We start from the raw sequence: 11,834 nt of genomic DNA on the forward strand, positions 1-11,834 counted from the left end.
GTCATGTTGATGCCCTAGCGGACCCGCCCAAAGGGGTCGGGCGAAGCTCGGCGGCAGCGCTGGCTTGCGCGGTTAGGTCAAGATTCGCGCTGAAGCCATCTGTCCGACTTGGGGCTACAAAGCCTCCGATTTCGGCGTTGACTCGCGCACCAACCCCAACGCCAGCCAACGCGTCGACACGAAGCTCGAAGCTCTCCGTGTCGAACGAGATATCAAGCTTGATCCGCGCGTCCCCACCAAAGCCCAACTCGCCGCTTGCAAATAGCCCGATACGTTCCTCGCCGTTTGGATCAACACCGTTGAGCGGGTCGTTCCCAACGTACTGGTAGAGGTTCAGATCGTCTTCGTAGCCGACGGGATCAGTTTGCAGGGACTGTCGGTCCTGACGCGGTTTTTCGTAGGCGAAGACAAAATCCCTAGACGCGACAAAAGTATACGCAGCACTTCGGCCCCTTGAAGCGGTCCGATTCCGAAAAATTTCCCTAGAAGCACTTTTCGAGGCGCGCAGACGCTGCGGCGCTGATGTGCTGCGGAGGGCGGTGGTGAGATTCAAGGAAGCTTTTCTAAGTTCAGTCGCTGCTTAAGAGCGACGCCCACCTCGGCCCAGTAACCGGACAGCAGCTGCTCAAAGCCTGACTCTGCCAACTTCTCACTCAGCACGGCCCGATAGTCCGCCCCAAACTTGGCGGTGAGCTCCCGATGCTTTTCCCAACACATTGTGTAGGCGTGGATATCCTGAAACAGAGAGAGGACAAAGATCGCGCCCACAATACCGATGGTCCAAAGGTCTCGCAGAAAAAACAGAAAAATCAGACCGGCAAAGGTCGCCTTCAGCCAGGCGCGCACAAATAGGCACCTCCAAAGCATGTGCCGAAGGGAGAACAAACTCTGAGGTCCCGTGGAACTTGGCGTCATTGTCTACGGCTAATGTTATCGGCCCCCGGAGCGCAGGCGTTGATCGTCCGGTGGAGGTGGTGGGGGTGCCCTGCTGGCTCCAGCAGCTGCCAAATCGACAGCGGTCGAAGCTGTGCTGCTATAAACACCCATCGCGCCGGATACGGAACTTACCGCCATATCGGTGCCGGTAGTCTCGCGGCCATTGACCGCCGCAGCACTGGCCAAACCGAACGCCACTCCCATTTCTGCTCTCGCGATGTTGGCCCCTTGTCCGGCGGGAATCGCGCCGGTTACGAAGCCGCCGGTGGCCCCGGCGACGCCAGCTATTCCTGTTCTCTCCACCGACGCGCCACGGCCACTCAGTTCGTCGCCAGCCGCCTGCGTAGTAGCCGCCAACAATCCGGAGGAAGTTGCTGAGCCCGTCGCCGTCGCCACAGCTGCTGGCGCACCGGCATTGACCATCGCAGTAGTCACCGCCGCACCCGCTGCGTTGGTGGCGACTACTGTGGTGGCAACAGCTGCGCCTACCGCTGTAGCCGCGATGCCTTGGCTTATGCCTCGAACGGTTCTGTCGTCGGGCCTGGAGCCGCTCCAACCTCCGCAGCGCCCGAAGCTGATGCACGCGCTCTCGCGTCCCGTTGGGTCACTCAGGTTCAGCGGATCATTTCCAACGTACTGGTAGAGATTGAGATCATCCTCATATCCGACGGGGTCAGTTTGCAGGAAATGATCCTGATCGGCCAGCCCCGTGGGGGAGGGGATCGGTCCATCCCAGCTTCAACCTGTTAGAGCACTGCATCGCATTGGGTCGCGTCTGTTGAGCCGCTCGCTGGTCACCAGCACCAGCGGAGCAAAACATCATGACGAGCCTTTTCGCATCGACGGAAGCGGTCCCATGCTCGAAAGAACCAAGCGACGTAAGCGTAGACATGCCCACGTTGCTCACTCGGTTCAGCGTGCATTTGGCCTCGCGCAATTACTCACCCTATACGATTGAACAACGCGTCATCGTTGCTTCTGACTTCATAGCCTGGGCGAAATCAGAAGACATCGACCAGGCGGGGGACGTCACGCCTGATCTAATCGAAGCATTTCGCATGCGCCTGTTTGTTCACAGGAAGACGAACGGACAGCCTTTGGCCGTTCGCACCCAAACCGTCCGGCTAGTGGCGCTGCGCGCGTTCTTCAGATGGCTTGCACGAGAGCGTGTCATCGGGACCGATCCGAGCGCTAGCCTCGAACTTCCTCGTGCTGAGCGACGGCTGCCGCGCGCGATCTTGTCTCAACACGAGGTCGAAGCGATCCTGGCGCTACCCGACATCGCCAAACCGCTTGGTCTGCGCGATAGGGCAATCCTGGAAACATTCTATGTCACTGGCATGCGTCGCTTGGAACTAACACGCCTGTGTCTGCGCGACGTCGATCACGCACGCCAGCTCATTCTGATCCGCAAGGGGAAAGGCGGAAAGGATCGTATCGTCCCAACCGGTGAACGAGCGCTTGCGTGGCTCTTGGCGTACCGCAAGATCGCGCGACCGAAGTTGGCCGGAGCGTTGGAGACGGATCGATTGTTTCTCACTTCCCGCGGCACGTCACTGCATCCGAAGAAGCTGACGGCGAGGGTAAGCGCCTATATCTCAGCCGCGAAGCTGGGCAAGGCAGGATCGTGTCATCTCTTTCGCCACGCCGCGGCGACGCACATGCTGGAGAACGGTGCAGACATTCGCTTCATTCAGGCAATGCTTGGCCATGAGAGCTTGGATACGACGCGTATCTACACGCACGTCAGTATCGGTCCCTTAGCGTCTGTTCACGCAAGGACCCATCCTGCCGCCAGGTTCAACGAGTGGGATTCTACTCCTCCGTCTGCTTAGCACGGCGCTTGACAAGAACGCGCGCGATGGCCGGCGCGTAGCGTTCTTGAGAGTCTGCAATAGGCCGCATAACGGACGCTGATTGGAAAGGGCCGAATGACCGGCTTCGGCGAACGTGAGCCGAATTGACGAGCAGGGCGCCAACGGCAGGATTGCGGCGCGACGGTCACTCGAGAAAAATTGCGATTGGCCCGGCACGACCCGCTCAATTGGGCGGACCCTACCGGCCGCCAAGTGGCTATTCCATTGCCACTTCCTCCTCCTCCGATCGCAGGGCCCCAGCCTGGCCAAGAACCTCTAGGACCAACACTCGGCGAAATCGGCGACAACATTCGAAACGCCGTCACGGAATTTGCTGACTCGATAACTCGCACGGATGAGCAACGTGGATTTTTGTTCCGTGGCCTCTCAACGCGAGATGTAGCCCAACTGGGGGCAGGTGAACCGATCCAAGCAAACAATCCGTACGGAAACATAACCCCGGAGCAGCACGTTGAGTTTGGAAGCGGTGACTCCCAATATATCTCTATGACCAAAGACGAGGGCATAGCGCAGACCTATGCTACAACGGGTGGCACTCCCTCCGGCTTAGTCGCCACCATCGACCCGAGGCGCCTGACAACACCCGCGCTTGATGTGTCAGTTCCCGGCGCGCTTGATGATCGCGTCGCACAGGCAATGGCGACTAGCCAACAAGAAGTCCTTGCTGTGGGCCATATTCCGAGAGAAGCGATTGTCCGGATCGAGCCAGCGCAACCGCGGTGATTTGTATGACAAACAATGATTTGCTCGACGACATTCGTAGCGGCTGGAGAATCGGCCGTCCCGGAAGCGATCAGGAAGGGTGCATCACCGCACTCCGCCACAATGACGCTCGGATCGCGGACATTGAACGGCTTCTTGATGTACTGAGAAAGATTGAACCTTCCGACCAGCTTGACCGCGCGCTCGTCGCTGAATGTTGGAGCCTTCCCTACTACATGCGAGGCTTTGTGCAGGCGTCATCCTTTGACGAAGGCGTCAAAGCGCAGCTGGGCCGTTTGGAACTGGCGATCGTTGTTGAGCTACAGAGAATTCTGGGAGTTCCGCGAGAGGTTTTGGATTTCACGAATTGGACGAAACCCTGATTGGGCGCGCGCTTTGCACGCATCTCGGCGCACGCATGAAGGCTGCCGCGAACACGCCCGTCCCGCTTCGAACCGTGCTCCAACAGCGCCGCGCATGCAGTCTGAAAAGTGCTTCTTTGGAAATTTTTGCGAAACGGGGCAGCGCATCGAGGCGCCGCGCCGCTTACGCATTTGTCGCGTCAGGGAAAATGCCTGAATCTACGAAAGTCGCGTCAGGAGCAACAGTTCCTGCAAACTGATCCCGTCGGCTACGAAGACGATCTGAACCTCTATCAGTACGTCGGGAATGATCCGCTGAACGTGAGCGACCCGACCGGTCGTGAGGGTGCGACCGTCGCGTTGGGCTGTCACCCGAATTGCCCTCAGATCACCGCCGAGCAGACAGCCGCCTTCGGAAATTTTGTAGCCGATGTTACGCCCGTCGTCGGCGATGTAAGGGGTGTTGCCGAGTTTGCGGCCCGTCCGACCATCGGAGGCGCGGTAGGCATCGTCGCCGGCTTGGCTCCTGGAGGAGATGCGGCGCGTCCGGCGATCCGCGAGGGTGTGGATGCGGCTGTTGAGGGCGGCCAGGCGTTCTTCCGTGGAGCACGTGGTGCGGATGCCCCGTCATTTACTGCGCGGCCGGGTGAGTTCCGAGTGACTCCAGAGGGAACCGTGCAGCCCGGGCGAGGCGTGTCCGTTTTCGACAACGCCGCGAGCGTCGAACAACGAGGATTCACGGCTCACGAAATTGATCCGGGCAGCGTCCCTGACTCACTCCAGATTACTCAGCGTGGTGCCGACCCGTCGCACTACGAAATATCTCCGGCGTCTGGCGCGAATTTAACGCCTGAGCAGTTCCAGGACGCGCTGAGCTGCATTCGCTGCAAGAGCATGAGACAAGAGCAGGATGAGGTGAAGTATGCTACGATCAGCCTGTCGAATGGCATCGACAAAAACCCATGGCAAGCGAGAGGCCGCGTGGGCGGGGTGCGGCTAGAGCACGAAGGCCGCCGCAGGAGGGCGTCTTGACGAATATTGCAATCGACCTGCCCGACGACATCGACGAGGGCACATGGAAAGAAAAAGGTCGCGTTGGCGGAGTGCGGCTAGAGCACGAAGGCCGCCAATACACCCTTACATTTTACGATAGCGTCCGCCTTCAGCAGGACGCGCAGTCCGACGTGGAACTCAACGGTTACTTCCTTGAGCCGAATGCCGTGGTCGTCAGATCGATAGATAGACGTCACATCGAAGAGGCAATTCGCGCCCTAGTCGACAAGGGCTGGCACCGAATGCTTCTGCCAGAAAAGAACGCCGAATAAGAGCCTCAATAACAGACGCAGAAAGGGCGTCCAGTCGGACGCCGGAGTCCCTGTTGGCCAACAAGGAATCGCAGGTCAAAGAGCGAGAGGCGTTAGCTTAGGAAGGCGTCCACGAGACCGGCAGCAGCTCACCTTATTCATGAGGCCGGTACAAACGCCATTGTCGCTTGCGCAGGAACACGGAGCACCCAGTTCTCATGCTTCGATGCGCAGAACACCTGCAGTTCGTCGCCACTGCTAATGGTCACGCCGATATCGAGCGAAGAACTGTTGTCTAGCACTCGAAAGCGAGTGACGCGCTCGCCGATCAAGTTCGCTGCAATCGCCTTTGCACTCTCGTCGTACGCTCCAACTCGCATGATGTAACCGCGCACTATTCTCCACGGAGCCGTGACTGACAGACTCCAGTCGGTGCCGCCCAGAAGCAATACGGGGTCGTCCCACTCGCTGCGTTCGATCCGCAAAGGGCAGGATTTGTCCGCCGCATCAATCCATGCATTAAGATCGGTCATGGTCCTTGCTCAACGTGAGTCCTCTGACGAACCCACTCTCGGCGCTCGGCCGCAGTAAGTCCTCTTGGGGGTTGTGGGGTTCGACCGTCGGGATTGACAGGACCGCCGTTTGCGTTTTCGAAAGATGCGCGACGGGGAGCTTCACCCGATGGTTCCATAGTTCTGACGGTGCTCCCATCTGGCATAGTATGTTCTATGCCAGGGCTTCTGGTCTCGCGACTCGGAAATCCGGCCGCGTCGAACCCCTCACGCATCTGACGTTGACTTGTTGAAACGGCCGTACCTCCCGGGGTAACGATAAAGTCGGGTGCCCTGGCAGCGTCACCCACAGCGTCTGCGGCTCGCTCAGCGCCCCGAGCGCCTTCGATCAGCCGCGCGCCGCCGCGAACAGCAAGACCGCCGCCGGTCGCGCCTGGCAATGCCAGGCTAGCAACATCGGCCGTCAGCGCGAGCCCGTTCTCCCAATTCAGACCATTGGACGCGATATCCGCCACATCCGCCGCGATGAACGCGATGTCGAGAGCGGATTCCACATACCCACCGCTCGGGTCAGCGTTGTTCTGCGGGTCATTCCACGCGAAGGCGTAGAGGTTCAGGTCTTCCTCATATCCAACGGGGTCAGTTTGCAGGAAGTGATCGCTCTCACGTTGATTCCGGTATTTTTACCGAGCACGAGTCTTGACGTGCAGGGCGTTGATGACCGTTCATTTGGGACCTACTCCGTCGGATTGTTCCACTCCGCATCAAACGCAGCGTGGATGCGATCCAGCGTCGACCGGCGGTCGTGACCGAAGCGTTCGTAAGCGACAGCGAGGTGACGCGCCACATCAACTAGCAACAGTCCCTACATGCCGGGATCACTCCACATGCGATCGGACAACGACACGACCTGTCCTCCATCCGCGAGCCAGATGCGAATTAGCTCGGCCTTCTGCTTCGCGTCGATCGCGACCTGCGGGATGGGAAGTTCCTCTAGCTTTTTCATTTCACTCATCGTCCAAGAGGTGGTGTGCGCTGCGCGAGTCATCCACGCTCACTTCGTCGCATATTGATGAACCACAACGCCAACGAGATACCGAGATATGCGATGATGTAACCAAGTGGTCCCGCCAGCAGGACGAGTAGCCACGGGAAATGCAAAGGCGACATGTTTAGCAGGATAAATGGCTGCGCAGCGGCGAACCAAACGGCAAATATGATCTTCGATGTGGTCGTTTGAGCGCCGATTTGGCCGATCGCGACAAGAAGCAGGATCAAGAGCTGCGCCGTGATCCCCAAGGAGAACAGCCACACAACTACCTGCAAGTACATTTTCGCGCCGACGACATAGGTCAAGGACCCGAGAAGAATCAGGACGTTTAGGGCAACAAGATTGGCTCTGCGCGCGCTCAACATGTCTTTATTCTCAAATCTAACCGAAGGTGCTGCTTCAGTGCGACCGCACCGGTCCCGGGCCATAAAGGCTTTCCGGCGGTGGCGGCGGGCTAGTGTCTATCGTTATTCCAACGCGCACGTCCGCGCCTGCTGTCACTCTCGCGTCTGGGCCGCCACTGCCCGTCACTCGATTTGCGTCGACCTCAGCACCGCCAAGAGAACCTGATGCAAGAGGCTCGACCCTTGGACCTTCAATACCCGTGCTTGTGCTTGCTTCCACAATCGTCAGCTTTCCTCCGATCTCGCCGCCAGGCCCAGGGTGAAAGGGCGCGGCACCGGCGGCACTCCCTTGTACGCTAACGGCAATATCCGCCCCTGGTTCTGTCAGCGATCTTTGATCGTAAAAGCCTCCGCCTTCCACATTCAGCGCAGCTCCCCACCGAGGCCCGCCTTCAATCTGAAGCCGCGCCATGCCTGTGTCAGGATCGTAAGAAGCTTCGCCCTCTATGTGAAAACCCTCACCGTATGAGAGTTCCACGCGACCGAAAATGCCGTACTGCTCCATGCCAGTCGGATCAGCGTTATTCAGCGGGTCATTTCTGACGTAGGCATAGAGGTTCAGATCGTCTTCATATCCGACGGGATCAGTTTGCAGGAAATGATCCTGATCGGCCAGCCCTGTGGGGCAGGGGACTGATCCATCTTAGCTTCAACTCTTGAGCGCACCGCGTCGCATTGGAACGCATTTTGTTGAGCCGCTGGCTGGTCAACAGCACTAGCGGAGCAACGACTATGACGAACCGTCTCGATTCAGCCGAACCAACGGCAAGCCTGCAAGAGTATGACTCGACCGAAGAGAGCATGCTGAGTCTGCTGAAACGCTTCAGCGTTCACATGGCTGCTCGCAACTATTCCCCGTACACAATAGAGCAGCGGATCACCACGACCAACGCGTTTATCGCATGGGCGAACCTAACCCGCGTGAGTCGTCCGCGAGCGATTACCCGTGATCTCATCGAAGCGTATCGAATCCACTTGTTCAATCACCGCAAGGCGAACGGTGAACCACTCGGCGTGCGAACTCAGAGCGTGCGTTTGGTCGCCCTGCGATCATTCTTTCGATGGTTGGCGCGCGAAGGCATCATTGTGGCCGACCCAAGTGCCGGTCTCGATCTGCCACGCGGTGAACGACGTCTACCCAGCACGATACTAACGCAAGATGAGGTCGAGGCGATCTTGGCTCTGCCTGACATCACGACGCCGCTGGGTTTGCGCGATAGAGCGATACTTGAAACGCTCTACGTCACCGGCATACGCCGCTTGGAATTGACGAGGCTGCGACTGAGAGACGTCGATCACGCGCGGCAGCTACTTTTGGTTCGAAAGGGTAAGGGCAGCAAAGACCGAACGGTCCCCACAGGCGAACGCGCCCTGGCTTGGCTCCTTGCCTACCGCGAGATCGCGAGGCCGAAACTGATAGGAGTCGGGGACGCGGAGCAGCTCTTTCTCACCTCCTGGGGCACGCCAATACATCCAAAGAAATTGACCGCGAAAGTGAGCGGCTATGTTTCGGCGGCCAAGTTGGGCAAGGCCGGCTCGTGTCATCTTTTTCGACACGCAGCAGCGACGCACATGCTCGAAAACGGCGCCGATATCCGCTTTATCCAAGCCATGCTCGGGCATGAGAGTCTCGATACCACGCGCATTTACACGCACGTTAGCATCGGGCCTTTAGCATCGGTGCACGCGTCGACACATCCGGCCGCGAGGTTCAAGGAGGGGGATGCTTGTCCGCCGGTGTAGCCCTGGCAAGCCTCGGCGATGGGGCGGGCGACGCTTTGTCGGTGACCGAAACATGCCACATAGCGGACGCTCGGTAGAAACGGTCGAGTGACGACAACCGGCGAAAGCAGGCCAAACTGGCGCGTTCCAGAGAATGGCAGGACTTGAGCGCCGCAGACATTCAGACACAATGGCGCCAGCGTTCTGGCTTTCAGATGGCGTCGGGAGGGTGAGTGATGGCGCCATCGTCGGGAGTCGGGGCCGACAGGCGCATGTTGCTGCAAACTGCGGCCGCAACACTTCTACTCGGTGCAGTCTCAAAGTCATGGGCGGGCGAGCGTCCGGCAGCGCTGGATGCTTGGGCCCGACAACTCGTCGATCTGAATGCAGCGCTTCGCGAAAGGTCAATTGGCGTTGCAGAGTGGCAGACGCGCGTCGAGCGTTTGAATACCAGCGTGCCGGTTGCCGACCTCGCGCGCTATCTCGACATCGATCATCTTACGCGGCGCTTCACCTATTCCACAAACCTTGCTGACACCGTGGATCCGGTGCTGCCAGCTGACGTTCTGGGCACGGATGGTCGGCGCAATTGGTTTATCCGCGTATTCGGTATGCGCCGAGGCGGCGCCGTAATTCCGCACGTGCACAACAACATGGTCTCCGCACATCTGGTGCTTTCCGGGGCTTTCCGTGCTCGCACCGCGGATCGCTTGCGCGACGAGGCGGACGCTGTGGTCCTCCGTCCCACCCGCAATAACGTAATTCATGTAGGCGACGTCATTTCCATGTCCGATCAGCGCGACAACCAGCACTGGCTGGTTGCGCAAGAAGATCGCTCGATGACCTTCGACGTAGGTGTCGTGGCTACGCCCGCGAGCTGGGGATACGGGCTACAGGCCAACGAGTACAACATGATCTTCGTTGACGTTGATCGGCCGACTGAGCGGGACGGAACCATTCGCGCGCCGGTCATGAGTTTTGAAGCCTGCGCTGCCAAATACGCACCGTGAGCCGAGGCGAATGTCGCTTTCCGGCGAGAACGCGTCATTGCTGTGCGTGCTAAGCCACTGACTGGAATGGAAAGGGTAGGTCGGTCGCGAAACTTGTAACCCAGAAATTAACCCGCGAACGCTTGAACGCCGATCTTTTCAAGCCTGTTTCCGTTTTCGACAAGGCAAGCTAGGCTCTCCATTCCTTGGACGTAACAGAACATTGGTTCGGCGCGGGCGCGCATCTCCAGGTAGGTCTCGCGATTAATCCAAGATTCCGGCGCGAACTCGAAGCCGCCGGCGCTTTCTGGTGGTTCTTGTTCGTGCGGCCAGGGCGGCAGTTCGCGTGTTGTCTCGCCTCGTGCGCCGTATCCGATCCACTCTTGCAGTGCGGCTGTCATCGGGGTGCGCGTTGCCGGCGTGTTTAACCCCATCACGTGCGCCGTAGGCATCGCATCGGTCCATACAATCTCGCCGCTGGCGTTGCGAACAATTAAGAGCGCTACCGAATGGGCGCAGGTGGGACCTGTTGTGCTTGCGCTCACGGTGTAGGTTCGATCGTTCGCGCCACGCCAGACGACGCTGGCTTCCGCATCGCAAAATGCGGTCGGTCGGCTTTCCAATCGCGCACTGATCAGGCGTTCAATCAACACCGAATGCGTATAGGCGTTGAGGTGTCCGTAACGCCCCGGTGGACTCCGCCGGCCATCAAACTCGACAACAACACGGAAGCCTTCGCCTGGCTCAAACGCGCTCGGCAGTACCTGCTCCAGCGAGGCGCGCGCTGCCGACGTCATCGACACCCATGACGGCGGCTCGTTTTCGCGACCCGCCTCGACGAAGAGCCGCGCCTCCCAGCCGTGCACGTAAACGCCGCGAAAGCGGCGCGTCTCTGACGGTTCTGACTGTGCACTCGCAGCATCCGGTGGCGCCAATTGCGCGCGAGCGGAAAGTGTCGCAGTGGCCCCAAATGCCACGAACAAAAGCGCTAGCAGCGGCACAAGAGGCTTCGTCATGCAGCGATGCTACGCCCGTGCCGTCATAACACAATGGGGAGAGGCCCGCGAAGCTCAGAACTCGCTTCTTCGTGAGTAGCTGTTGGACGAAGGCTGTGTGACGCTTAGGCTGCTTGGGCTCAGCTTGTTTAGTCAGTTGTGGCGCGGGGAGGCCCATATGCGGACACTGATATTGCTGTACGCGCTAGCATGCGGGGGATGTGCCAGTTCGGCGGACAACCAAAGTAGCGCTTACACGCTCTACGCCGACATTCCGGCACTCGTTGGATCGAGTGTTGTAGAGCGCGTCTACATCGCGACCTTTGACGCAGAGCCCGCGGAGTCAGCGCGCATGGGCGGAAATCTCTCCAGCCCAGCCGACTACAATCGGCACTTTTGCGAGCGATTTGCCAGCATGGCGATGCAACAAGACGAACCGCCTAGGCGGGCTTGGTGTGAGTCTGGGTCGTATCGGCGTTCACCGCGATCATGATAAGCGTCGATCGGCTGGGTTTCCGGCGTCGGCGCAAGCGCTTTGGATATCGAGCGAGACATGCATAGTGCCACGATGCGTTATTCTCCAATTCTCGCCGCGCTGGCGGCTATGGCTGCGTTGACGTCCTGTGCGACTCAGGGCGTGGAACAGGTGGCCCAAGACACGTACCTGATCACGATCAGCACGCCGGTGGAGCAAAACAGAACGGCCGCGGAATTGGCCCTTTCCGCCCGTCGCATGGACGAGGTGCGCCGTGAGTCAAGCCGCCGGTCGCACGAGTTCTGCGCACGGCAGCGGCGTCGCGCGGTGGAAGTGGATAGCATGATGTCGATTCAATCCCGCGGCAACCCGGACGAGGAAATCCACATTTCAGACGCAGAGTGGGATGCCGTTCTAACCGTGACGTTCCGCTGCGAGTAGGCGCGGAGTTCAAATCGCGCGAGCGTCTCGAAACGGCGAGATTGAGCCGAAGCGTCCGCAGCAT

General features: G+C 59.2%; 14 protein-coding genes and 1 pseudogene. 7 read left to right on the forward strand and 8 right to left on the reverse strand.

Going from position 1 to position 11,834, the window contains the following annotated elements; all coding sequences use genetic code 11:
• Position 1 precedes the first annotated feature (1 nt).
• From ATE48_RS00325 to ATE48_RS20345, 3 genes are all read right to left on the reverse strand, one after another.
• Positions 2-553, reverse strand: a complete 552-nt coding sequence (locus tag ATE48_RS00325; RefSeq protein ID WP_066766576.1) for an RHS repeat-associated core domain-containing protein — start codon at positions 551-553, stop codon at positions 2-4.
• Positions 550-846 (reverse strand): hypothetical protein, encoded by a 297-nt coding sequence (locus tag ATE48_RS00330; protein ID WP_156767530.1) that lies wholly within the window; start codon positions 844-846, stop codon positions 550-552. Before ATE48_RS00330 ends, ATE48_RS00325 begins: the two co-directional genes overlap by 4 nt.
• Before the next feature lie 84 nt (positions 847-930).
• Positions 931-1,659: an RHS repeat-associated core domain-containing protein gene (locus ATE48_RS20345; protein WP_083197484.1), complete on the reverse strand. Its 729-nt coding sequence runs from the start codon at positions 1,657-1,659 to the stop codon at positions 931-933.
• A gap of 98 nt (positions 1,660-1,757) precedes the next feature.
• Between ATE48_RS20345 and xerC (ATE48_RS00335) the strand changes: the two genes are divergently transcribed.
• The 4 genes from xerC (ATE48_RS00335) (at position 1,758) to ATE48_RS00350 (ending at position 5,202) form a co-directional block, all read left to right on the forward strand.
• Positions 1,758-2,771, forward strand: a complete 1,014-nt coding sequence (xerC, locus tag ATE48_RS00335) for a site-specific tyrosine recombinase XerC (protein WP_066766582.1) — start codon at positions 1,758-1,760, stop codon at positions 2,769-2,771.
• 770 nt (positions 2,772-3,541) lie between these two features.
• Entirely contained in the window at positions 3,542-3,898 is a 357-nt protein-coding gene (locus tag ATE48_RS00340; RefSeq protein WP_066766584.1) for a hypothetical protein, read from the forward strand.
• 108 nt (positions 3,899-4,006) lie between these two features.
• Positions 4,007-4,909 (forward strand): RHS repeat-associated core domain-containing protein, encoded by a 903-nt coding sequence (locus ATE48_RS00345; RefSeq protein ID WP_083197083.1) that lies wholly within the window; start codon positions 4,007-4,009, stop codon positions 4,907-4,909.
• Entirely contained in the window at positions 4,906-5,202 is a 297-nt protein-coding gene (locus ATE48_RS00350; RefSeq protein WP_066766590.1) for a hypothetical protein, read from the forward strand. The genes ATE48_RS00345 and ATE48_RS00350 overlap by 4 nt, the downstream gene beginning before the upstream one ends.
• A 137-nt stretch (positions 5,203-5,339) precedes the next feature.
• On the opposite strand, the gene ATE48_RS00355 is transcribed toward ATE48_RS00350, so the two are convergent.
• From ATE48_RS00355 to ATE48_RS20350, 4 genes and pseudogenes are all read right to left on the reverse strand, one after another.
• The gene (locus tag ATE48_RS00355) at positions 5,340-5,714 is read right to left on the reverse strand and encodes a hypothetical protein (RefSeq protein WP_066766596.1); all 375 of its coding nucleotides are present in this window, start codon (positions 5,712-5,714) and stop codon (positions 5,340-5,342) included.
• Positions 5,715-6,429: 715 nt separating this feature from the next.
• Positions 6,430-6,741 (reverse strand): annotated as a pseudogene (locus ATE48_RS20330) (DUF5076 domain-containing protein).
• Positions 6,738-7,025 (reverse strand): hypothetical protein, encoded by a 288-nt coding sequence (locus ATE48_RS00360; protein ID WP_156767532.1) that lies wholly within the window; start codon positions 7,023-7,025, stop codon positions 6,738-6,740. Before ATE48_RS00360 ends, ATE48_RS20330 begins: the two are co-directional and overlap by 4 nt.
• Before the next feature lie 118 nt (positions 7,026-7,143).
• Positions 7,144-7,764 (reverse strand): RHS repeat-associated core domain-containing protein, encoded by a 621-nt coding sequence (locus ATE48_RS20350; RefSeq protein ID WP_083197084.1) that lies wholly within the window; start codon positions 7,762-7,764, stop codon positions 7,144-7,146.
• 116 nt (positions 7,765-7,880) lie between these two features.
• Here ATE48_RS20350 and xerC (ATE48_RS00365) point away from each other — a divergent pair, with 116 nt between their 5' ends.
• Together xerC (ATE48_RS00365) and ATE48_RS00370 are read left to right on the forward strand one after the other, a co-directional pair.
• Positions 7,881-8,891, forward strand: coding sequence for a site-specific tyrosine recombinase XerC (gene xerC, locus ATE48_RS00365; RefSeq protein WP_083197085.1), 1,011 nt, complete (start codon positions 7,881-7,883; stop codon positions 8,889-8,891).
• Between the two features lie 251 nt (positions 8,892-9,142).
• Positions 9,143-9,880: a hypothetical protein gene (locus ATE48_RS00370; protein WP_066766606.1), complete on the forward strand. Its 738-nt coding sequence runs from the start codon at positions 9,143-9,145 to the stop codon at positions 9,878-9,880.
• A 107-nt stretch (positions 9,881-9,987) separates the two neighbouring features.
• On the opposite strand, the gene ATE48_RS00375 is transcribed toward ATE48_RS00370, so the two are convergent.
• The gene (locus ATE48_RS00375) at positions 9,988-10,875 is read right to left on the reverse strand and encodes a hypothetical protein (protein WP_066766609.1); all 888 of its coding nucleotides are present in this window, start codon (positions 10,873-10,875) and stop codon (positions 9,988-9,990) included.
• 532 nt (positions 10,876-11,407) lie between these two features.
• Here ATE48_RS00375 and ATE48_RS00380 point away from each other — a divergent pair.
• Complete coding sequence (locus tag ATE48_RS00380) at positions 11,408-11,770, forward strand: hypothetical protein (protein ID WP_066766612.1); 363 nt, start codon at positions 11,408-11,410, stop codon at positions 11,768-11,770.
• Positions 11,771-11,834: the final 64 nt, after the last annotated feature.

The organism is Candidatus Viadribacter manganicus, from assembly GCF_001679665.1.
Classification (GTDB): domain Bacteria; phylum Pseudomonadota; class Alphaproteobacteria; order Caulobacterales; family Aquidulcibacteraceae; genus Vitreimonas; species Vitreimonas manganica.

Coding starts and splice junctions, on each gene's coding strand:
- ATE48_RS00355 (WP_066766596.1), bottom strand. CDS start 5,714: ATGACCGATCTTAATGCATGGATTGATGCGGCGGACAAATCCTGCCCT.
- ATE48_RS00360 (WP_156767532.1), bottom strand. CDS start 7,025: ATGTACTTGCAGGTAGTTGTGTGGCTGTTCTCCTTGGGGATCACGGCG.
- ATE48_RS00340 (WP_066766584.1), top strand. CDS start 3,542: ATGACAAACAATGATTTGCTCGACGACATTCGTAGCGGCTGGAGAATC.
- ATE48_RS00375 (WP_066766609.1), bottom strand. CDS start 10,875: ATGACGAAGCCTCTTGTGCCGCTGCTAGCGCTTTTGTTCGTGGCATTT.
- ATE48_RS00380 (WP_066766612.1), top strand. CDS start 11,408: ATGCATAGTGCCACGATGCGTTATTCTCCAATTCTCGCCGCGCTGGCG.
- xerC (WP_083197085.1), top strand. CDS start 7,881: ATGACGAACCGTCTCGATTCAGCCGAACCAACGGCAAGCCTGCAAGAG.
- ATE48_RS00370 (WP_066766606.1), top strand. CDS start 9,143: ATGTTGCTGCAAACTGCGGCCGCAACACTTCTACTCGGTGCAGTCTCA.
- xerC (WP_066766582.1), top strand. CDS start 1,758: ATGACGAGCCTTTTCGCATCGACGGAAGCGGTCCCATGCTCGAAAGAA.